Below are 19,017 nucleotides of genomic sequence, written 5' to 3'. Positions count from 1 at the left end.
CGCACAAGACATCGGCAGCGCTTTCATCGAAGGGGATTCGTAAAAACTGCCTTTGACATCTCGCAACGATCAATATATCTATGCGGCTATATAGCTAACTGGTGATACATGGACAGCAGCCTCGATGCGATTTTGTCGGCACTCTCAGACCCAACAAGGAGAGCAATCCTTCAGCGGCTTGCTCACGGCAAGGCGACCGTGGCCGAACTCGCAGATCCCTTCGAGTTGTCCCAGCCTGCCATTTCAAAGCATCTCAAGGTCCTGGAACAGGCCGGATTGATCCGCTCCGGCCGTGAAGCGACTTCGCGTCCCCGCGAACTTCAGCCGGACGCGTTGAAGAAAATCTCCGATTGGATTGGCGATTACAGACGCTTCTGGGATCAGAGCTTCGATCGTCTCGATGGCTATTTGTCCAAGGTACGAGGATACGAAGATGACAAATCCGAAGACTGATACTGACAGTGCCCGCGATCTGGTTTTTGTACGAAGGTTTGATGCCCCATGCGATCTGGTTTTCAGGGCATGGACCGACCCGAAAGCGTTGGCGCAATGGTGCGGCCCTCACGGTTTCAAGGCGGTGGGCGACCAGCTTGAAGCCTGGCCCGGCGGCAGGCACCGCGCCTGTCTGATCGCGCCAGATGGAGAAGAGCATTGGGTCGGCGGAAAATATCTGGAGGTCGAGCCGCCGCACAGGCTTGTCTTCACACATGCCTGGGAACTCGCAACCGGCGAAAATAGCCCGGAAACAGTCGTCACCATCACGTTCAGGGAAAGCGACGGGGGTACGGAAATGACTTTTCGGCAGAGTGGATTTGATAGCGCATCGTCACTTGAGGGTCATGAAGCCGGCTGGTCCCAAAGTCTCGAGCGATTGAGCGTCTTTCTCGGGACTGAATCCGAAGGGCCAAATCATGTCTAAGGCGGCGATGAAGCTCTATTATTGCGAGACGCTCAATCCCCGGAAGGCCTGCGCCGCCGCTCGTTTTCTCAAAGCCGACGTCGAGTTCGTCAGGGTTGACCTGGCAAGCGGAGAACAGCGCACCGCAAAATTCCTGGCGCTTAACCCGAACGGGAAAGTCCCGGTGCTGCAGGATGATGCCGGAACTTTATGGGAAGCGAACGCCATCATGTGCAGGCTGTCTGACAGCGTCGCATCGGATTTTTGGCCGCATGACCACCGGCAGATCGACGTGCTGCGCTGGTTGAGTTGGGATGCCAGTCATTTCACCCGGCACGGTGCAACGCTGTGGTTTGAAACCTTGATCAAGCCTTTGTTCGGCGGGGAGCCTGACGTCGCCGTGATCGAAGATGCGAAGACGAGTTTTCGAGCCCATGCTCGCGTGCTCGACGATCATTTGGCCAGTAACAGCGTCGCGGTCGGGAAGACCCTGACTGTGGCAGACTTCGCATTGGCCGCTGCCCTTCCTTTTGCAACCGCCGCCGAGATTCCAGTCACCGAGTTTCGGCATATCCAAACGTGGTACGGACGGCTTGAAGAACTGGATGCGTGGCGAAACCCTTTCCCGGCCTAAGAGGGCACGGCCGTCTCCGCTTGGTTGGCGCGGCCGGACTGTGTTCTCGGCGTTTAGACGGTTGTGCTCGGACAGTTCCGCCCGCGGCGCCCCCACACTTCGCCTCGTCGTCATCATTTGCGCAGATGGTGGCGCTGTGAAGGTCACCGACAACGCGCCGCCACTTGGTCTGGCGATCTTCGGTAGAAAGGATGGATCGTGACGATTTGTCCGGCGCCAACGGCTCTCTTCGAGGTGGTAGACGTTCTCGTCACCGTTCTCTTTCAAACACCGCGACGGGTTCAGCCGAAGTCTTTGTTCCCGGCCGGCTTGGTCATCAGCGTCACAGCGCTCGTGGAGATCAATGAGAATCTCGAATCTCGGAGCTAACGACACTGGGGAGGGCCCGTCTCTCTTGAGACGAAAAGTGACCTGGAAAGGGGAGCAGCGGCTTTCATCGCTCTGATCGATCGGCCGGACTGACGAAGGAGCGGGGCGACGTTCTGCAAACAGCAAACGGCACACTCATCCAAGCATCGATTTCGCTAAGTTGCGCAAGCTTGGTTATGCCCTCTCATGCTTAGAAACGATCGAATGGCTACTCTGGCAAAAACACAACGACTATGTTCGCCGCGGGCGGCCCGTAGGGTTTGCCGCTCGGCCGTCGGAAATCTGGAGATAGACCTTCATGGGACTACCTTTTTGAAGTTGATGTTCACCCTCGCCGATGGAACTTAGCTGCGAAGGTAGCTTTTGGTTCCGTTGTCCGTCAGGCAATAGCGGCCTCCCCTTGGCCCCGTGCAGTAGTTTCCGCCCCGACATGAGCAGTCGCCAGCTAGTGCAGGTGCCATTTCTTCGGCCTGCGATCCGAGAATCCCGACCGCACCCATCGTGGCCTCGCACGACTTCTTGCTAGCGCTCACCGATCCGTCACGACAAATGAATGTCGAACCTTGGCAGTGGTCGATACCGCCCTTTCGGCCGCTGCAGGGCGTGTTGGCCAACACGGGCGCGGCGACCAATGCCGCAATCGAAAGCAGTGCAACTGCACCAATAGCCCAATACTTCAATTCGTTCGGCTCCCCGCCACGGAAAGCAGGTTGTTGCGGGTTGGTTTCCGAACCTTAAACATGAAGCACATGCCGTTGCGGTAATAATTGAAGCCTTCACACGCCGCCGTTGCTATGCACTGGTCTTGGCATGCGTCCAACGTCGAGCCATTGAATTTCGCGAATGGATTGCCCGTGATCTCCACGTTTCTGCTAGTGCGGAATTGCAGCGATGGACCGAAATCATGCCCGATGCGACGAATGTCTCCCTCGCTGCCTTTGTAACCAGACACGGCACCTGAGAACTGCATAGCTTCCGAGGCCATTCCCTTGAGAAAGCAGACGTTGTGCGCTTCGTTGAAGGTGAAAGCCCGGCAACGATCATTGCCATCGCACTCGAGCTTGCAGTCTTCGACCGTGAAGACCTTCAGCGGCATGCCGGGCAAATCATAGCCAGGGAGGTCGGTATATTCGTAGAGTCTCCAGGCCGGCCCCTGCGGTTGGGGTGGAGGGGTGACGGTGACCGTCGTCGGTGCATAGCTGGCGGTGGTGTCTCCACCGAACGGAACCGGCCCGGCCTGCGGGGGTGAATCATCATCAGTAAGCAGATCGATCTCCAAGCCGATCCGCCTGGCATCGTCCGCCGTCAGCCACTGCATAGCGCCTGGTGCAGCGTCGGTTACATATACGATGACGTTGGCGTTCAGGTTAAGCTGCTGGAGGTACGACCCGACAAGGGCGTTGCCAGCGCTACTGACGTCTTTCTGTCCCGCGTCGTCTTTGAAAACCGCATGGAAGCCGACCTTTGACGTGGGCGTTATAAAGCGAATTTTGCCAGCGAGCCACGCAAGTCCACAGGACGACGCGCACATCGCATTGCGATCGACGCCTGTAGCAAACCCTTTGATGGAAATTGTTCGTCCGATCTCCATCCCGACGGCTGCCAAGCCGCCAGGGCTGTTGAAAAACACGACCGCCTTGTCGGTCGTTATGGCAAGGTTCTTGAAATGCGCGTCATCTCCCTCGGTGAATTCACCGACTACAGAAATCAGGGAAATATCGCCTTTGAGTTTTTCGATCTGAATATCCGCAGCCCAAGCGTAGGACAGCGACGACAACACAAGCACACACGCGAGCCACACACCACGCACTTCACCAAACCCCTACTACCCTCCGGCGAGTAAGCGGCCTCTTATGAGAAAAGTCAAAGTAGAAATTGTGAAGCGGTTAATTACAAAAACAAACCGATCTACCAGGACCCGAGAGCGCGATTGTTCAAACGATTCATAGCACCGCCGCAACTTGGCCACGTCAATGTTCATCTTTCGCCGCGCGTGGGACGTGGGGATCAAGTATGGCAATGAAAGCACCGCGTTGCTCGCACTCATGCACGATGTTAAAAACGTCGCGCGTGTCACGCCCAAGACGATCCGATCGTGTGACGACCAATTCGTCACCTTCGCGAAGAAACTCAATAATGGTTGCGAGCTCCGTTCGGCCCTCACGGCTCGCGCCAGAGACTTTTTCAGACCGAACGATCACGCACCCCTGGGCGTAGAGCGTTGCTGCTGTATTTCGAAATCCTGATCAATGGTGCTGACCCGGGCATAACCGATTTTCGTCATGTGTCACCTCAAGCTTTAGGCATGAGGCTACATGATCTCGACGAAGATGGCGATGTAGGGGACGGCATGCACAAGAGAGTGGAAGTTCGCCCAAGCGCCACGGTAGCGGATTTGGATAGGGGATCTCTGAAATGTCGATCTTGCTGAGAAGTTTGTCGCTGTTGCTTGGAACAACATTGGCGGCGCCAGCCTTTGGCAATTGCTTGAACGCTAACGAAACCAAATACGGCGTGCTGCTTACCAGGGAAGTGCCTTTCTATTCCGTGTTCTACAAGCCGGACGGTCCGGGTCTCACCGAACAAAAGCTGGTGGAGCGCAACCGCTCACTGCAGCCGGTGTCGGCTGCATATTTGCACCCCTTGCTCGTCGAAAAGAGAGTTAGTGCCAGCGGGACGCATGAGCTGAAATACGCAAATGCGATTGCGTTAGACGATCTACCACAGAAGAAGAACTGGCAATCCGAGACGACACTTTTCATCAATGGCAAAAAATCCGTTTCGGGCGCTACTATTATTAGATTCGACGGCTGGGGAGAGGAAACGATTGCCTCTTGTTCCTACAAGGTTTGGGCCGTCAACAGCCGTCTCGAACTGACCGGATTGCCTCCGATTATTTTTGAACAATACTATTCCCCCGAGCTTCGTGTCGTTCTTCGTTCGGTAAGGCTAGGCCCCTCCAACCAGCCGTTGAGCGAGCTTCGATTTGATCGGCTCCAAATTGGCTGGGGCAACTGATTGATCGTGGCCGAGCCTGCTAACTAACTTAAAAAGCGGGAATGTTACACCGGAACGCGATTGACATCGGGAGGTAAGCAGAACGAAATTGAAGCGACCGCTGCGGCGGGCCCTGGCACCCTCTCCCGCCTTCAACCTCCCGACTGATCATAGGGTATAGGTAATCTGTCGGAGCATCTTGCGTGCGACGGTGTTGCCAGTTCCATCGCATCTTAAGCAGGCCATCGTCAAAGACGAAGTCTGTGATTTCCTCGGCTTCCTCGCGAATTTGAACGCCCAGAGGATTTGACCAGCCCGTGGTCGGCTCTTCAACTGGACAGTTCCGCGGCAATAAGCTCATCGATACGGCTCTGCTTGTGACTATTGACGATGGCAGTGAGTAAGGCGGCGAGGCTAATGTGGAAGCGGAACACCGGGTACCTTTGTGGTGATCGAAACGGCGCTTATTCGGTCACGGCATATGTAGCGACAATCGTTCCACCCGTCACGAATGCGAACTTACTGTCGGCGGAGAATGACAGGCCTATCGGCCCCTAACCCGGCTGCCGGATTTTCTGAATAACTTTACCAGATGTCATTGAAATCAACGCAAGTGCGGCTCCTTGCTCGTCTGGGAGCGATATCAAACCCCAGCGGCCATCTGGGCTGACGGCCGGATGTAGACTCCGGGAAAAATACGAAGCAGTGCCAAAAATCGTCCATTGCGCGAGACCGGTTGAGAGCTCCCGGAATTCAGCGATCATTCCCGATTGTGGTGTCGGCGGGGGACAACGGTCTGGTAATTCACACACCCAACCCCTCGCGCTCAAATTGCCCATTATTAAGACGCCCGAGGCATCGCTCGAAAGCACGAACGGTGACCACCGAGCAGCCGACGGTAAAGGAACGACTTGCGGGGATTGACCTTGAACCCAGAGCAACCATTTGCTGGGCTCCCATTTCATGAGGACGTGTGCCTTCCCGGATGGGTCGATCTTGGATTTAACAGCTTCCAGGCTTCTTTGATCGGCTAGCCCTGGCACGCTTGCCTTTTCCACCGCTTGTAAAATTGCTCCGGTATGAGCATCAACGAAGGCGAGTATTGGTGCATGCTGGTCTGCCTTCTCGTCGTCACGCTCGTACATCCCAAAGCCCGCAAGTGCTAACCCCGAACCATCGATCCAGTAAATCTCATCGAGTGAGCCACCTAGATGAGCGAGTTCGGGCAGCTTCGTCTGTGAGCCGTCCACGCTGAAGAGATATGGCCGCAGAGAACTATACGAGACGCTGCCGGCCACGGTCGTCTCACGCTTCACGCCGATGACTGACGAGGAGTCATCCAGCCAGGTAAAGGGAGCCGTCAGTGTGAAGAAGTCTCCAGAAAGCTTTTCATTCACGGTATGAGCCCGACCACCACGCGTCACATCACCGAGCCACAAACCTTTCCAGGAACCGAACGCGTAAACAAACTCGCCGTTTGGCGAAAGCGCAGGCGGGACCATCCTCGGCCAGCCTTCTGGGATCGGCGTGCACCGCAAGGTCTTGAACGTCATCGGACCGGCGGGCGTCGGCTCAAGCATGCCAAGAGTGGGACCCCAATTGTCGCCGTAGCAGCCAATCTGTTCAGGACCAGCGATGACCGCATCGACAGCCCCAAATCCCGCGATTGTAGATCCCATGGTAAAAGCTATAACTGACGCTGCTTTCAAATTCATCCAATCCCGCTCCGAGCCAATTCGCAAACTTTTCGCTGTTAACCGACGGAGTTTCAAGGCTTCCTTCCTCGCCGGTGAGTCAAGCTTCCTCCGCCACGCCGCGTTTCAGATCGCCGACTTGCAGAAATCATTATTTACTGCTCATTCTTGAAGGATGAGCATTTCTGCGATCAATGCCGATACCTTCGTTTCCGAAGTGCTGAACGGCAGACAAGTCTGGGGCATCAGGGATAGGGATGGCTTTCCCACATCGACAAACGCGTCCGGCGAAACTGCCATGCCCTTTTGGTCGTCGCAAAAGAGGGCCATGTCGATCATCAAAACCGTCCCAGCATACAGCGATTTCACCTTGGAGCCGATTTCGTTGCCGGCATTCGTCGAACGGTGGCTACCCGGCTTGCAAAAAGACGGCCTCCATTGTGGACTCAATTGGTCCGGTGCGCGCGCAACAGGATACGATTTGTCTCCGGCTGATTTGATGGCCCGGCTGGCAACAACCCAAGGAAACCCCTAGTCCGGCTAATCAGCAAATTTGTCCACGCTGCCTAGATCCATGCGTCCTCAGTCAACACCGATCCACCTGCCTCCGTCGAAGCGCCGCCACCGCGCCATCGCTGGCATCGGCAATCATCCCGCCGATCACGAGGCCGGCTAAGCGATAGGACCTGATGCTATAGCCGACGGTCTTCTTTGAGCGTGGCGGCTTTGTCATGTCACGATCACGTCAGTGACCGCTTAAAGGCGAGGAGGGCGAAAGCATCTCGCAAATCAAATAGCTTTGATAGAGCGGTTGCGCCGTTCAGCCGACCTTCGTCGATGGATTGACCCACTCGTGGCGCGGCATTTCCGGCCGCTGCGGTTTCGGGCGAAACTTCACCAGCACCTCGTGGCCATCGCACGCAGTCACTCCTGGCTATATAGCCGTCCCTGTTGGCATGGCTTTTGCTGCCCGCACTATTGCAGTGCATACCCCCAAGCTGAGGGATCGAGGTATTCGCGAGGCGGCTGCATTTCGTCGATGTCGACGGGTCGACGGGTAAATGCCACCGTGTCGAAGCTCTCCGCTGCGCTCCTGCCGTACCACTGCTCGTCCTTCAACGGAATACCGTCGGACGTGATGCACTGCTTGTGAGTTGAACCGGCCATTTTCGGCGTTAGGTTATACCATGTGCAATTTTCGCCAAGAAACTGGCCCTGCTCGCCCAGATTTTCCATTCCAGTTTGGCTGCTGAATTTAGAGAAGGGACGCTTCGGGTCCAGCGAAGAGCGACCACCGACAATTCTGCGCTCTCTCATCGATGACGAATAGACAATACCCTGGTTCTCAAGCTCGTTCCAAACCTCGATCCGGATTGACCCGTCCTTGCCGTCACGCCGACGAAACCACCATGGATAATGTCGCAACAGCCTCACCTCAGAAGTCTTGTCTATCGACGGATTGTCAGACGCCCTCGTAACCAATTTCGCCTCGAAGTCGACAGCACTTGGAGGGTGATCCGGGTAGGTACGCAGCGGCTTGAGCCACGTGCTTGCGTCAAACAGCTGTCTTGGCGGCAACACTTCGGCCTCCGGGACCGGACCTCGCTTGATCTCGGTCAGACGCGCCTCGGACATCAATTTACCCTTGGAAAAGAGAACCTTGGTTGCGACCTCTATTCCGTCGCTGGTCAAGCAGGTCATCCAAATAGGGCTTGGCGGATCGTGTCGAACTATTTGAAGCCAGCGACACTCCTCGCCGCCCACTGTCTCCACATCGTTCGTTTCCTTGACCTGCTTGATGCCGAGGTAGTCATACGATGGCTCGACTTGCCTGATACTGAAGCGCTTGATCTCCTCTCCATCTTTCTTGCCTGTTGACAAAAGAATGTTCTGAAAGAAGTGCCCATACCAGATATGTGTCTCGTTACCTTGTGTCTCCTCAACATGCGTCCAGCCGTTGTGATGCTGCACGACCCGCCAGTAGTCCGTCCCATCTAATGTGTCGCGCACAGCCAGCTTCGCGGTGTAGTCGGGGACGTTCGTGTTGGGGAAAAACGGAAGCCCGTTTGCATGCGCGGTGCCGGTCGCAAGGGCAATAACCAAGAAAATGATCATTCGGTTCATGAATACACCCCGTCACAAACGCTTGCACACTTGCGGTAGCATTCAGCGCAGCCCCTGACAACCGGGGTGCCCTGCAATCCGGGTATCGGATCAATCCGCACTCTCCAAGGCCCAGACTTCTGATAGATGCCGTTATATGCGGTCGTCGGGTCGGCGATGACCCGCGCCATCGTGTTATCGTCGTGGGCCACATCGGCAAGCAGAAGAGCCTTCGTCGAAAAACGAGGCTGTTGACGACTGATGATCCTGTGATGATGCTTTCGAGGTAGGTGCCCCAAGCTCGAACATCCGGCTTTGATGGCTTGTGGTTTCCAGACGCCGGAATGCCGTCCGAAACGAAGTCGCGCCAAACCTGCCTTGCAGTTAATGGCATTCAATTCTCCATGAAAAAAGCCGCGCAGAGGCGGCTATGAAACTGTGATTTTGGTGACGTGGCGTTGGGCTATGCCCAGCCGGCTTCGTCGCTGAAGGTGGTTTCGTCGTCGAAGGGAATGCCCGTGTCTTCTGTCGCCTCGGCAGGCGGCGGGTTTGTTTCGTCTTCAGCTTCGGGCGCAGGTTTTGGGTCGCCCGTTGGGGCGGTGGTGATTGTCATGGGATTTCCTTTGATTAAACTGCGAAGAGGCTCAAGCGGCCCGTGACCCCTTGGCGGCGACATGCTGAAGAAGCGACCCATGCTGGTCCAAGCCTTTTTACGGGAAATTGACGACCGACCGGGGGTGTGCGACTTTGGTGTGAAACGTGAGGGTCCGACAATGGTCGACATAGTCAGAGAAGGCTCTTTTAGAGATGGTTTCGAAGTTGGCTACAGAACCGTACGCGGGACAGCCGTAGCCCTTCCTAGTATTCCGGAACAACCTGTCACTCGCGGCAACAGCACACCGTTTCTGATGGGAGTGCGCAGAGGCATTGAGGGCGCCTTGGGTAAGGATATCGACGACTCGTCGCAGGACTAACGCCCAAAGCCACCCACGCTCTTGATAGCCTTCCGCCTGGAGTTGACTAACGACGCTGCTTGCCGCGGCGAACTGTCGGCTGCCCGAACTCTTTCAGCGCCCACGGCTCGCCTTGCTCAGGGTGGCGCGGGATTTCAAGAAAGGAGTCACCAAGTCGGCGCCAGGCTGCCTCAGCAACATCGATCGATGGACGGTGGTAGCCGCCTGATCTCGCGGCGCTGAACATGGCGCAGACGCCGAAGGAGGAATGAAGACAGACGATCCATCACTTTTCCTCCACGGTGCTTGCCGAAGAAGCGGAAACAATTTCCGCAGGACCGGCGTGCTGGCCAGCGGAATGACGGTCGCTAGAGTCAGCAAGATCGTGCCGCTTGTTTGCTTTCTCAGTGAGCCAGTCGAGAACCAGGCGGCAGGCTGGATCGCCAGACCATGCGTGGTGGGACAGCCGGTCAAGGAGCATCGGCGGAACGGCTGCGGCGTCGCCTGCTCCTTGTCGGGTGAAGGCGAGCGCGAGGCCGACGATCAGCGCTGGGTCATCTTGGCAAACGCGACGACGCCGGCCGGCCAACGCGATGCCAGTTCTGGCAGAACCACGTAATTTGGACGGCGATGTTGAGGTGGGTACGATTTCTGCGGACACGCAAGATCTCCTCGCCGGGCCAACTTTTGTTACCGGCGTCTTCAGAGCACGAAGGGAACAGGGAAAGGCGGGCTGCGGGCATCAGCGCCGCAGCCATCACCTTAGTCAGAGCGAAGGGCGTATGCCCTCAGGCGTCGAGCAGACGCCGCGCAAAGCCGACGCGGATGTGCTGCGGAGGCCACGAGGGTGCGGCGTCATCTGCCGCTTCCGGGTCATCCCGACCGTCGTCGAAGGGATCGTCGTCGCCACAGCAGCACCCGGACGGATGCTCATCGCAGCACGCCGGATCATCACAGATCATGATGCGACGGGTGGCACGGAGGATTCCGAGATGCCGGGAAGGTGTCGGGCTTGCAGACCCCGATGTCAGCACCGGCGTTGCGGCATCCGGAATTCCGAGCGCACGTCGCGCCTCGGCCTCCAGAAGTTGCTGCACGCGGCGCCCGAACCGGAGGCGCAGTTCCGCCATGCAGGCCGCCGCGCCATCGATCTCCAAAAGGTCGTTGATCTCCGACAGTGCCCAGACGCCTGCCGCATGATCGCTCGGGCGGCTCGCCCCATCGACAAGCGCCCATCGAATTGGGGAGAACCCGCAGACGCCCTACGAAATTGACATTTTTGATCGCTGTGGATCGTCGCCCAGGTTCTGCAACGCCTTTCCGGGACCGAGCGCTCTCCGCGGCCATCGAGTCGGCCTCCAGGACACCTGTACCGAGGTCATGCTTACCTATCGCATTAGCGGTGTTCCGGTCATCGACGATGCGGGTTGCCTCGTCGGGATCATCAGTGAGGGTGATCTGCTGCGCAGAACGGAATTGGGGCGGGGAACCATCGCCGAACTCGGAACGTCAGTACTTACCGCCGGGGAGCAAGCTACAGATTACGTCAAGAGTAACTCGTGGCGGGTTGCAGGCGTCATGAGCCGCGCGCCAGTGGTCGTGGAAGAGGACGCGTCGCTTGGACGGGTTTCCGGGTTGATGCAAAAGCATGGCATCAAGCGCATTCCCGTTATGAGAGAGGGCGGGCTGGTCGGCATCATCAGTCGTGCAGATCTCCTGAAAGTGATTGTTAGAGCCGACCTAGACGAAACCGCGCGAGGTGACGAAGCCGTCCGTCGCAGCATCGCGATACGGCTCAGCGAAAATACGGGTCTTCTCGGAAGAGACGTGACCGTAGCCGTAACCGACGGTGTGGCTCATCTATGGGGAAACGTTGACACGGCAGAGTGCAAGAAGGCGGCGCGCGTTGCTGCCGAAAGTGTTCGCGGCGTGAGAGGAGTGGTTGAGCATTTCCCCGAAGATCCGAAAGGATCTGCGATCGCGCGTTCGGATTAAACGTCAGGCACCGTCGATTTTAACTGTGCTTCGGATGCATTTCGTGCGAATATTAGAACGCGTGAATATTTGCAAACTGGGACGAGGCTGTTTTGGATAGCCGAGCGGGACATATGCTTGGCGATAATCACGGGCGCGCCAGCGTTTCATGCTGATGTCCAAACCCGCTGCTGTGGCAATATTCGGTCGATAACGACTGCGCTACGAACTGTGCCCTTGCGGCCAGCATCCCAATGCCGGGGCGTTCGCCCCAGTCGCTAGCACTTTTGAAAATTCGACGATTTCTCACCTTGAAAGATCTTACCGCAGCAATCTGGGCTCAGAGGAGGAGGCACCCATGGTTTCGCTCAAGACGGCAGGAGACGCAAAGGTCGCCATGAAGGAGAACACGGCAGCGGGCGGCCCCCTTTCGGCGGAAGAATTGCAGTCGATGGATGCCTACTGGCGGGCATCGAACTATCTGTCGGTCGGACAGATCTATCTTCTCGACAATCCTTTGCTGAAAGAACCGCTAAAGCGCGAGCACATAAAGCCGCGACTGCTTGGTCACTGGGGCACGTCGCCAGGCTTGAACATGCTCTACGCCCACCTCAACCGCGTTATCAAACGCGATGATCTCAACATGATCTACGTCATCGGGCCGGGACATGGCGGGCCATCGTTGGTCGCGCACGCCTATCTCGAGGGCACCTACAGCGAAGTCTACCCTAACATTGGCCAAGACACGGAAGGCATGAAGAGGCTGTTCAAACAGTTCAGTTTTCCAGGCGGCATCCCAAGCCACGTTGCTCCGGAAACACCCGGCAGCATTCACGAGGGCGGGGAACTGGGCTATGCCCTCAGCCACGCCTACGGCGCGGCGTTCGACAATCCGGATCTAATTGTCGCCTGCGTCGTCGGCGACGGAGAAGCCGAGACGGGGCCGCTCGCAACAGGCTGGCAAAGCAACAAGTTCCTGAATCCTGCTCGCGATGGCTGTGTGCTGCCGATCCTGCACCTGAACGGGTACAAGATCGCCAACCCGTGCTTTCTAGCCCGCATTCCCCGCGACGAGCTAAGGAAATTTTTCGAAGGCATGGGTTACACGCCATATTTCGTCGAGGGCGATGAGCCCGCGAGCGTGCACCAGCATCTGGCAGGCGCCCTTGATACCGCAGTGGCGGATATCCAGGAGATCTGGGCAGATGCCCGCGACAGGGGCAACGTGAAGCGTCCCATGTGGCCGATGATCGTTTTCCGCACACCAAAGGGCTGGACCTGCCCGCCTGAGATAGACGGCAAGAAGTCGGAGGGCTATTGGCGGTCGCACCAGGTGCCGATGGGCGACATGGACAAGCCGGAACACCTCCGCATTCTCGAAGCATGGATGAAGAGCTACCGCCCCGAGGAACTGTTTGACGACGGAGGCCGGTTCAAACCGGAGCTGGCAGCGCTTGCCCCCGCAGGGCATCGTCGAATGAGCGACAATCCGCACGCCAACGGCGGATTGCTGCTGCAGGACCTGAAGATGCCCGACTTCCAGGACTATGCGGTATCCGTGCCGAGCCCTGGAGCAACCATCGCCGAATCGGCGCGGATGATGGGGGCGTTTCTCCGCGATATCATGAAGATGAACATGGAGAGCAACAACTTCCGCCTGTTCAGCCCTGACGAAAACAACTCGAATCGCTGGCAGGATGTGCTGGAAGTCACCAACCGCTGCTACATGGCGGATATCTATCCGGAGGACGATCATCTGGCGCCGGACGGACGGGTGATGGAGGTGCTCAGCGAGCATCAATGCCAGGGCTGGCTGGAAGGCTACCTGCTAACCGGCCGGCACGGCTTCTTCTCCTGCTACGAAGCGTTCATTCACATCATTGATTCGATGTTCAATCAGCACGCCAAATGGCTGAAGGTCTGCCACGAGATCCCATGGCGGCGGTCGATCGCCTCCCTCAACTACTTCCTGAGCTCCCACGTCTGGCGGCAGGATCACAATGGCTTCAGCCACCAGGATCCGGGGTTCATCGATCATGTGGTCAACAAGAAGGCAGATGTTGTCCGGATTTATCTGCCGCCGGACGCCAATACGCTGCTCTCCGTGACCGATCACTGCCTGCGCAGCCGCAACTACGTCAACGTCGTTGTCGCCGGCAAGCAGCCTGCCCCGCAGTGGCTCACGATGGATCAGGCCATCAAGCATTGCAGTGAGGGCCTTGGCATTTGGGAATGGGCAAGCAACGACAAGGGCACCGAGCCTGACGTCGTGATGGCATGTTGTGGGGATGTTCCAACACTTGAGACGCTGGCAGCGGTCGAGCTAATCCGGGAGCATCTGCCGGAGCTGAAGGTCCGCGTCATCAATGTGGTTAACCTGATGAAGCTGCAGCCGCCGGAAGAGCATCCGCACGGGCTGCCGGATCGCGATTTCGATGCTCTGTTCACCAAGAACAAGCCGATCATCTTCGCCTTCCATGGTTATCCTTGGCTCATCCACCGGCTCACTTACCGCCGCACCAACCACGGCAATCTGCATGTCCGCGGCTACAAGGAAGAAGGCACGACGACGACGCCGTTCGACATGGTGGTGCTGAATGAGATGGATCGCTTCCATCTGGTCGAGGACGTGATCGACCGGTTGCCGCAACTCGGTGCGCGCGCAGCCTATTTTAAACAGGCTATTCACCAGAAGCTGATCGAACACCGGCAGCACATCGAAAAATATGGCGACGACGTGCCCGAAATCTCGAGCTGGACGTGGGGACAGTCGGCTGCCTTGGGAGAGCTGCGATCGACAGAGGCAGACAACGTCTGAGCCAGGAGGGCTGGACGTGAAAGTATTCGTGATCAGGCATGGGGAGACCGAGTGGAGCCTGAGCGGGCAACACACGGGCATGACAGACGTCCCCTTGACCGACAACGGACGACAACAAGCGGAACGGATGCGGCCATTGTTGGCTCGGCAAACATTCGCGCTCGTTCTTGTGAGTCCGCTGCAGCGGGCACGGGAGACGTGTGACTTGGTAGGCTTCGGCACCGAGGCCATCATCGAACCAGGCCTGATGGAGTGGAACTACGGCGAATATGAGGGCCTGCTGCCCCAGCAAATTCAGGCGAAAAGACCGGGTTGGTTGGTTTTCCGTGATGGATGCCCCGGAGGCGAGACGCCGGGGCAAATTGGTGCTCGGGTGGATCAAGTCGTGGCGCGCACACGGGCTGCAGATGGCGACGTTGCGTTGTTCGCGCATGGGCACGTGCTGCGCGTGCTTGCAGCACGATGGATCGGCCTGCCACCGGGTGCCGGACAGCATTTTCTCCTGAATACCGGCACGTTGAGCATCCTTACCTACTACCACGAGATACCGGCAGTGAGGGTCTGGAATGGACAAGTCTATGAGTAGTGTGCGGGACAGCTGCCAGCAGTTGGTGATGGTCTTGCTTTCGTGGTGGGCGTCGTCGTTCTAAGTGGGAAAACGTTGATGGTAAAATCAATTCACGGCCACAGAAACCCCGAGGCGGCGGCGAGACACGATAGCGTCGCGGAAATGGCGGATCCGAGTTCCGCTGTCGCGTTGCTTTCCAACGATCGGTACAGTGTCCTGGTTACAGCCGCCGGGGCGGGTTACGGAACATGGCAAGGGCTCGACATCACCCGGTGGCGCGAGGACAGCACCCGTGATTGCTGGGGCCAATTTTGTTACGTTCGGGATCTGACTGACAACGAGCTCTGGTCCATCGGAAAGCAGCCATTGTTTCGGTCCTCGAATGTCTATGAGCACGCCTTTTACGGAGACAGGGCCGAATTCCGCTGTCATGCCGGTGACATTGATATCCTCACGAAAATCTGTGTCGTACCCGATCTGGACGCGGAAGTGCGTATGCTCACGGTCACGAACCATGGCACACGCGAGCGAATCCTCGAACTGACAAGCTATGCCGAAGTTTGCCTGAACAATCGTCGCGCGGACATGGCGCATCCGGGTTTTGCCAAGCTTTTTGTCGAAACACGATATGACGAGGCGACAGGCGCCTTATTTGCGCGCCGCAGGCCCCGTGCTGCCGAGGAGAAAGCCACATGGGCAGTTCACGTTTCTTCATCGAACCTGCCGTCTTCCCAAGCGGTCCAATATGAAACCGATCGGCTGAGATTTCTTGGCCGGGGCCGGACAACGGCCAACCCCGTCGTATTCGACGCGGGTGCATCGCTCTCCGGAACGACTGGCCCCGTCCTCGATCCGATTTTCTGTCTGAGGCGGACGGTTCGTCTGGCGCCAGGCGCCAAGGCACGCGTGGCCTTTGTCACAGGCGCTGCAGATGACAAGTCAGCCGTGCAGCTCATCGCCGAAAGATATGCCAAGTTCGACACGGTCGAGCGAGCGTTCTCCGACGCTTCAGAGACATACGAAAATGAGCTTCGCACGTCGAACCTGAAATCTGGCGATGTCTCGCTGTTCAATCGGCTGGCCGGGAATGTCGTATTCGCGAACCCGGCCATGCGGCAGGCGGCTGGGCAGCCCCAGAGAGATCGATTGGATCGAACCGCTCTGTGGGCCCATGGTCTCTCCGGCGACCTTCCGATCGTGCTTGTCCGAGCCATTGGCGACAGGGATGATGCCTTGGTTAGCCAAGTGACGATGGGCCACGATTTCGCCGGTCGCAGGGGCCTGAGATTCGACCTGGTACTACTCGACGACAGCGCAGCCAGCGCCAAGCGACAGACTGAAACGCTGCAGTCAGGCCCGCAAGCCGAAATGATCGGCAAACCTGGCGGAATCTTTGTCCTTTCCGAACCCGATACCGAAAGCGATCACGTGGCGACCATCGCCGCGGCAGCGCGCATCGTCCTGCTGGGAAGCAGCGGCACACTTGCCCATCAGCTCAACCTGCCTTCCCCCGCTCTGCCACCTCTTTCACAGACGTTAGCCGTTCGGGTGAGCGGGCAACCTGCGGCCCCACATCCCGACGCGCTCGAGGATTTACAACACTGGAACGGATTCGGGGGCTTCACGCCCGACGGACGCGAGTATGTCGTGCGCGTGGATGCGGTCAGACCCAGAGCCCCCGCCTTGCCACCGGCGCCTTGGACCAATGTGATCGCAAATCCTAATTATGGCTGTCTGACAACCGAAGCCGGTCTTGGCTACACCTGGTCAGAGAACAGCCAGATGAACCGGCTGACGCCGTGGTCGAACGATCCGGTTACGGATGCACCGGGCGAGGTCCTCTATTTGCGGGATGAGGAAACCGGCGATGTCTGGACGCCGACGCCCCTACCGCTCGGTCCCGGTGCGGTCGTGACTGTTCGTCACGGCCAAGGTTACAGCCGGTATGCAAGTTACAGTCGTCATCTCAATCAAGAGCTGACGGTATCGGTCGCGCCTAACGATCCGGTCAAAATCATGCGTCTCAGGCTTAGCAACGAGGACACCCGCGTTCGGCATGTGACCGCAACCTATTTCGCCGAGTGGGTGCTTGGGTCGCAGCGCGAAGAGACAGCAACGCGGATCGTCTGCGAGCGGGATGCCAGATCCGGTGCGATCGTAGCCAACAATCCCTGGGCCGGCGATTTTGCCGGAAAGCTGGCGTTTGCAGGCGCCAGTCAGCCGGCAAGGTCGGCCACGGCCGACCGAAGAGAGTTTCTCGGCAAATATGGTTTCGTGTTTCAGCCGGCGGCCCTGGAGCGAATAGATCTGGCGGAACGTTTTGGTCCGCTACTGGATCCCTGCGCCGCGCTGATGGTCGATATCCCCCTGCCCCCCGGCGAAAGCAGAGAGGTTGTCTTCGTCCTTGGAGAGGCTGCCGGCCTCGATGAGGTCCGTAGGCTCGTCCATGAGCATAGCGACCTCGAGCGCGCAGCCGCGAGCCTGTCGGCTGTCTGCCGCCAGTGGGATGACATTCTGAACACAATTCAGGTCTCGACGCCGGACGCGGGCTTGAACTTGATGATGAACCGCTGGCTGTTGTACCAGGTTTTGGCATGCCGCGTATGGGCGCGCACGTCCAACTATCAGTCTGGCGGCGCGTATGGATTCAGGGACCAACTGCAGGACGTGATGGCACTGGTCTACAGCGTGCCGAGCGAGGCCCGCTCACACATCCTGCGATCGGCGGCGCGCCAATTCGAGGAGGGGGACGTCCAGCACTGGTGGCACCCACCGTCTGGCATCGGCGTACGTACTCGGATAACCGACGACTTGTATTTCCTACCCCTTGTCGTTCACCACTACGTTTCCACGACAGGCGACGTTCAACTCCTCGATGAGATGGTTCCATTCATCACGTCACCTTTGCTGAGAGACGACCAGGAGGAAGACTTCAACCAACCAGCGACCAGCGAACAGTCCGGCACCATCTACGAGCATTGCGTCCGGGCGCTGGAGCATGGCTACCGTTTAGGCAGTCACGGACTTCCCCTTATGGGAACAGGTGACTGGAACGATGGCATGAATAAGGTCGGCGCCGAAGGCAAGGGCGAGAGCGTCTGGAACGGCTGGTTCTTTCTCACGGTCCTAAATTCATTTGCCACGATTTCAGCGTCACGCGGAGATGAAAGCCGTGCCGCCTGGTGCCGCGAACGAGCCGAGGCCCTGCGCATTGCCCTTGAAGCCAAAGCCTGGGACGGTGGCTGGTATCGCCGGGCATATTTTGACGATGGCACGCCGCTTGGGTCATCCCTGAACGACGAATGCCAGATCGACGCCATTCCGCAAGCCTGGGCCGTCATCTCCGGCGAGGCCGATGCGAAACGCACTTCGCAGGCAATGCGTGCGGTCCACGACCGGCTGGTGCGCCAGGAAGACAAGCTGATCAAGTTGTTCGACCCGCCTTTCGACAAAGGCGTGCTGCAGCCCGGCTACATCAAGGGCTATGTCCCCGGCATCCGTGAAAATGGCGGGCAATACACGCATGCGGCAACCTGGGTTGTCTGGGCGACGGCTTTGCAGGGCGACGGCGATCTCGCGCTGAAGCTTTGGAACCTGATCAATCCGATTTGTCATGGCGCGACGAGAGATCAAGTCGAATGCTACAAGGTGGAACCATATGCGGTCAGCGCCGATATCTACGGCGCGCCCCCACACACCGGGCGCGGTGGATGGACCTGGTACACTGGATCGGCCAGTTGGTTCTATCGCGCGGCGCTCGAGGCGATCCTTGGGTTTCGCCAGCAAGGGCGGTTGCTGCGGTTTGAACCGTGCGTTCCGGAAAGCTGGCCATCCTATGAGATCACATACCGAACTGGATCGACGACCTATCGAATCCGTTTCGACAACGCAAAGGGCATCGGCCGAGGCGTACATTCAGTCACGCTGGACGGTGAACCTGTCGCGAACGGAGCCGTCCGGCTTGCGGAAGACGGACGTACGCACGATGTCCACGTCATAGTCGGTTAGC

General features: G+C 57.9%; 15 protein-coding genes and 3 pseudogenes. 10 read left to right on the top strand and 8 right to left on the bottom strand.

Annotation, left to right across the window (positions count from 1 at the left end; genetic code table 11):
• Window positions 1–108 precede the first annotated feature (108 nt).
• Genes ELH03_RS36395 through ELH03_RS36385 form a run of 3 tightly spaced genes read left to right on the top strand, consistent with a single transcriptional unit; the run spans window position 109 to window position 1,532 of the window.
• Window positions 109–453 carry an ArsR/SmtB family transcription factor gene (locus ELH03_RS36395; RefSeq protein WP_130767580.1) on the top strand — a complete coding sequence of 115 codons (345 nt, stop codon included), beginning with the start codon at window positions 109–111 and terminating at the stop codon, window positions 451–453.
• On the top strand, window positions 434–919 hold the full coding sequence (locus tag ELH03_RS36390) for an SRPBCC family protein (protein ID WP_130807021.1): 486 nt from the start codon (window positions 434–436) through the stop codon (window positions 917–919). Before ELH03_RS36395 ends, ELH03_RS36390 begins: the two co-directional genes overlap by 20 nt.
• Window positions 912–1,532, top strand: a complete 621-nt coding sequence (locus tag ELH03_RS36385) for a glutathione S-transferase family protein (RefSeq protein WP_197730645.1) — start codon at window positions 912–914, stop codon at window positions 1,530–1,532. Before ELH03_RS36390 ends, ELH03_RS36385 begins: the two co-directional genes overlap by 8 nt.
• Before the next feature lie 713 nt (window positions 1,533–2,245).
• On the opposite strand, the gene ELH03_RS38910 is transcribed toward ELH03_RS36385, so the two are convergent.
• From ELH03_RS38910 to ELH03_RS36370, 3 genes and pseudogenes are all read right to left on the bottom strand, one after another.
• Window positions 2,246–2,518, bottom strand: a complete 273-nt coding sequence (locus ELH03_RS38910) for a YdcA family protein (protein WP_497006784.1) — start codon at window positions 2,516–2,518, stop codon at window positions 2,246–2,248.
• A gap of 59 nt (window positions 2,519–2,577) precedes the next feature.
• A complete protein-coding gene (locus ELH03_RS36375) occupies window positions 2,578–3,711 on the bottom strand; it encodes a PAN domain-containing protein (RefSeq protein WP_130767578.1) in 1,134 nt (377 codons plus the stop codon).
• A gap of 187 nt (window positions 3,712–3,898) precedes the next feature.
• Window positions 3,899–4,185: pseudogene (locus ELH03_RS36370) on the bottom strand (recombinase family protein); the annotation flags it as partial.
• A 131-nt stretch (window positions 4,186–4,316) separates the two neighbouring features.
• Between ELH03_RS36370 and ELH03_RS36365 the strand changes: the two are divergent.
• Entirely contained in the window at window positions 4,317–4,919 is a 603-nt protein-coding gene (locus ELH03_RS36365) for a hypothetical protein (RefSeq protein WP_130767577.1), read from the top strand.
• A 533-nt stretch (window positions 4,920–5,452) separates the two neighbouring features.
• On the opposite strand, the gene ELH03_RS36360 is transcribed toward ELH03_RS36365, so the two are convergent.
• Window positions 5,453–6,613 (bottom strand): hypothetical protein, encoded by a 1,161-nt coding sequence (locus ELH03_RS36360; RefSeq protein WP_130767576.1) that lies wholly within the window; start codon window positions 6,611–6,613, stop codon window positions 5,453–5,455.
• Between the two features lie 154 nt (window positions 6,614–6,767).
• Between ELH03_RS36360 and ELH03_RS36355 the strand changes: the two genes are divergently transcribed.
• Window positions 6,768–7,127 carry a DUF2750 domain-containing protein gene (locus ELH03_RS36355; RefSeq protein WP_130767575.1) on the top strand — a complete coding sequence of 120 codons (360 nt, stop codon included), beginning with the start codon at window positions 6,768–6,770 and terminating at the stop codon, window positions 7,125–7,127.
• Between the two features lie 285 nt (window positions 7,128–7,412).
• Here the strand turns inward: ELH03_RS36355 and ELH03_RS38885 are convergent.
• From ELH03_RS38885 to ELH03_RS37710, 3 genes and pseudogenes are all read right to left on the bottom strand, one after another.
• A pseudogene (locus ELH03_RS38885) lies at window positions 7,413–7,508 on the bottom strand (DUF2934 domain-containing protein); the annotation flags it as partial.
• A 59-nt stretch (window positions 7,509–7,567) separates the two neighbouring features.
• On the bottom strand, window positions 7,568–8,716 hold the full coding sequence (locus tag ELH03_RS36350; RefSeq protein WP_245511924.1) for a hypothetical protein: 1,149 nt from the start codon (window positions 8,714–8,716) through the stop codon (window positions 7,568–7,570).
• 442 nt (window positions 8,717–9,158) lie between these two features.
• Window positions 9,159–9,308, bottom strand: a complete 150-nt coding sequence (locus ELH03_RS37710) for a hypothetical protein (protein ID WP_165420561.1) — start codon at window positions 9,306–9,308, stop codon at window positions 9,159–9,161.
• Between the two features lie 698 nt (window positions 9,309–10,006).
• On the opposite strand from ELH03_RS37710, the gene ELH03_RS36340 reads away from it, so the two are divergent.
• Window positions 10,007–10,267 (top strand): hypothetical protein, encoded by a 261-nt coding sequence (locus ELH03_RS36340; RefSeq protein WP_130767573.1) that lies wholly within the window; start codon window positions 10,007–10,009, stop codon window positions 10,265–10,267.
• Between the two features lie 169 nt (window positions 10,268–10,436).
• Here the strand turns inward: ELH03_RS36340 and ELH03_RS36335 are convergent, their stop codons facing one another.
• Window positions 10,437–10,805, bottom strand: coding sequence for a hypothetical protein (locus ELH03_RS36335; protein ID WP_245504940.1), 369 nt, complete (start codon window positions 10,803–10,805; stop codon window positions 10,437–10,439).
• Between the two features lie 238 nt (window positions 10,806–11,043).
• On the opposite strand from ELH03_RS36335, the pseudogene ELH03_RS36330 reads away from it, so the two are divergent.
• From ELH03_RS36330 to ELH03_RS36315, 4 genes and pseudogenes are all read left to right on the top strand, one after another.
• Window positions 11,044–11,643 (top strand): annotated as a pseudogene (locus ELH03_RS36330) (CBS domain-containing protein); the annotation flags it as partial.
• 337 nt (window positions 11,644–11,980) lie between these two features.
• The gene (locus ELH03_RS36325; protein WP_130767571.1) at window positions 11,981–14,440 is read left to right on the top strand and encodes a phosphoketolase family protein; all 2,460 of its coding nucleotides are present in this window, start codon (window positions 11,981–11,983) and stop codon (window positions 14,438–14,440) included.
• Between the two features lie 16 nt (window positions 14,441–14,456).
• Window positions 14,457–15,026, top strand: a complete 570-nt coding sequence (locus ELH03_RS36320) for a histidine phosphatase family protein (protein ID WP_130767570.1) — start codon at window positions 14,457–14,459, stop codon at window positions 15,024–15,026.
• 78 nt (window positions 15,027–15,104) lie between these two features.
• Window positions 15,105–19,016: a GH36-type glycosyl hydrolase domain-containing protein gene (locus ELH03_RS36315; RefSeq protein ID WP_130767569.1), complete on the top strand. Its 3,912-nt coding sequence runs from the start codon at window positions 15,105–15,107 to the stop codon at window positions 19,014–19,016.
• Window position 19,017 lies beyond the last annotated feature (1 nt).

The sequence above is a fragment of the Rhizobium beringeri genome, from assembly GCF_004306515.1.
Taxonomy (GTDB): domain Bacteria; phylum Pseudomonadota; class Alphaproteobacteria; order Rhizobiales; family Rhizobiaceae; genus Rhizobium; species Rhizobium beringeri.
This window is presented reverse-complemented; position numbering and strand designations above follow the sequence as displayed.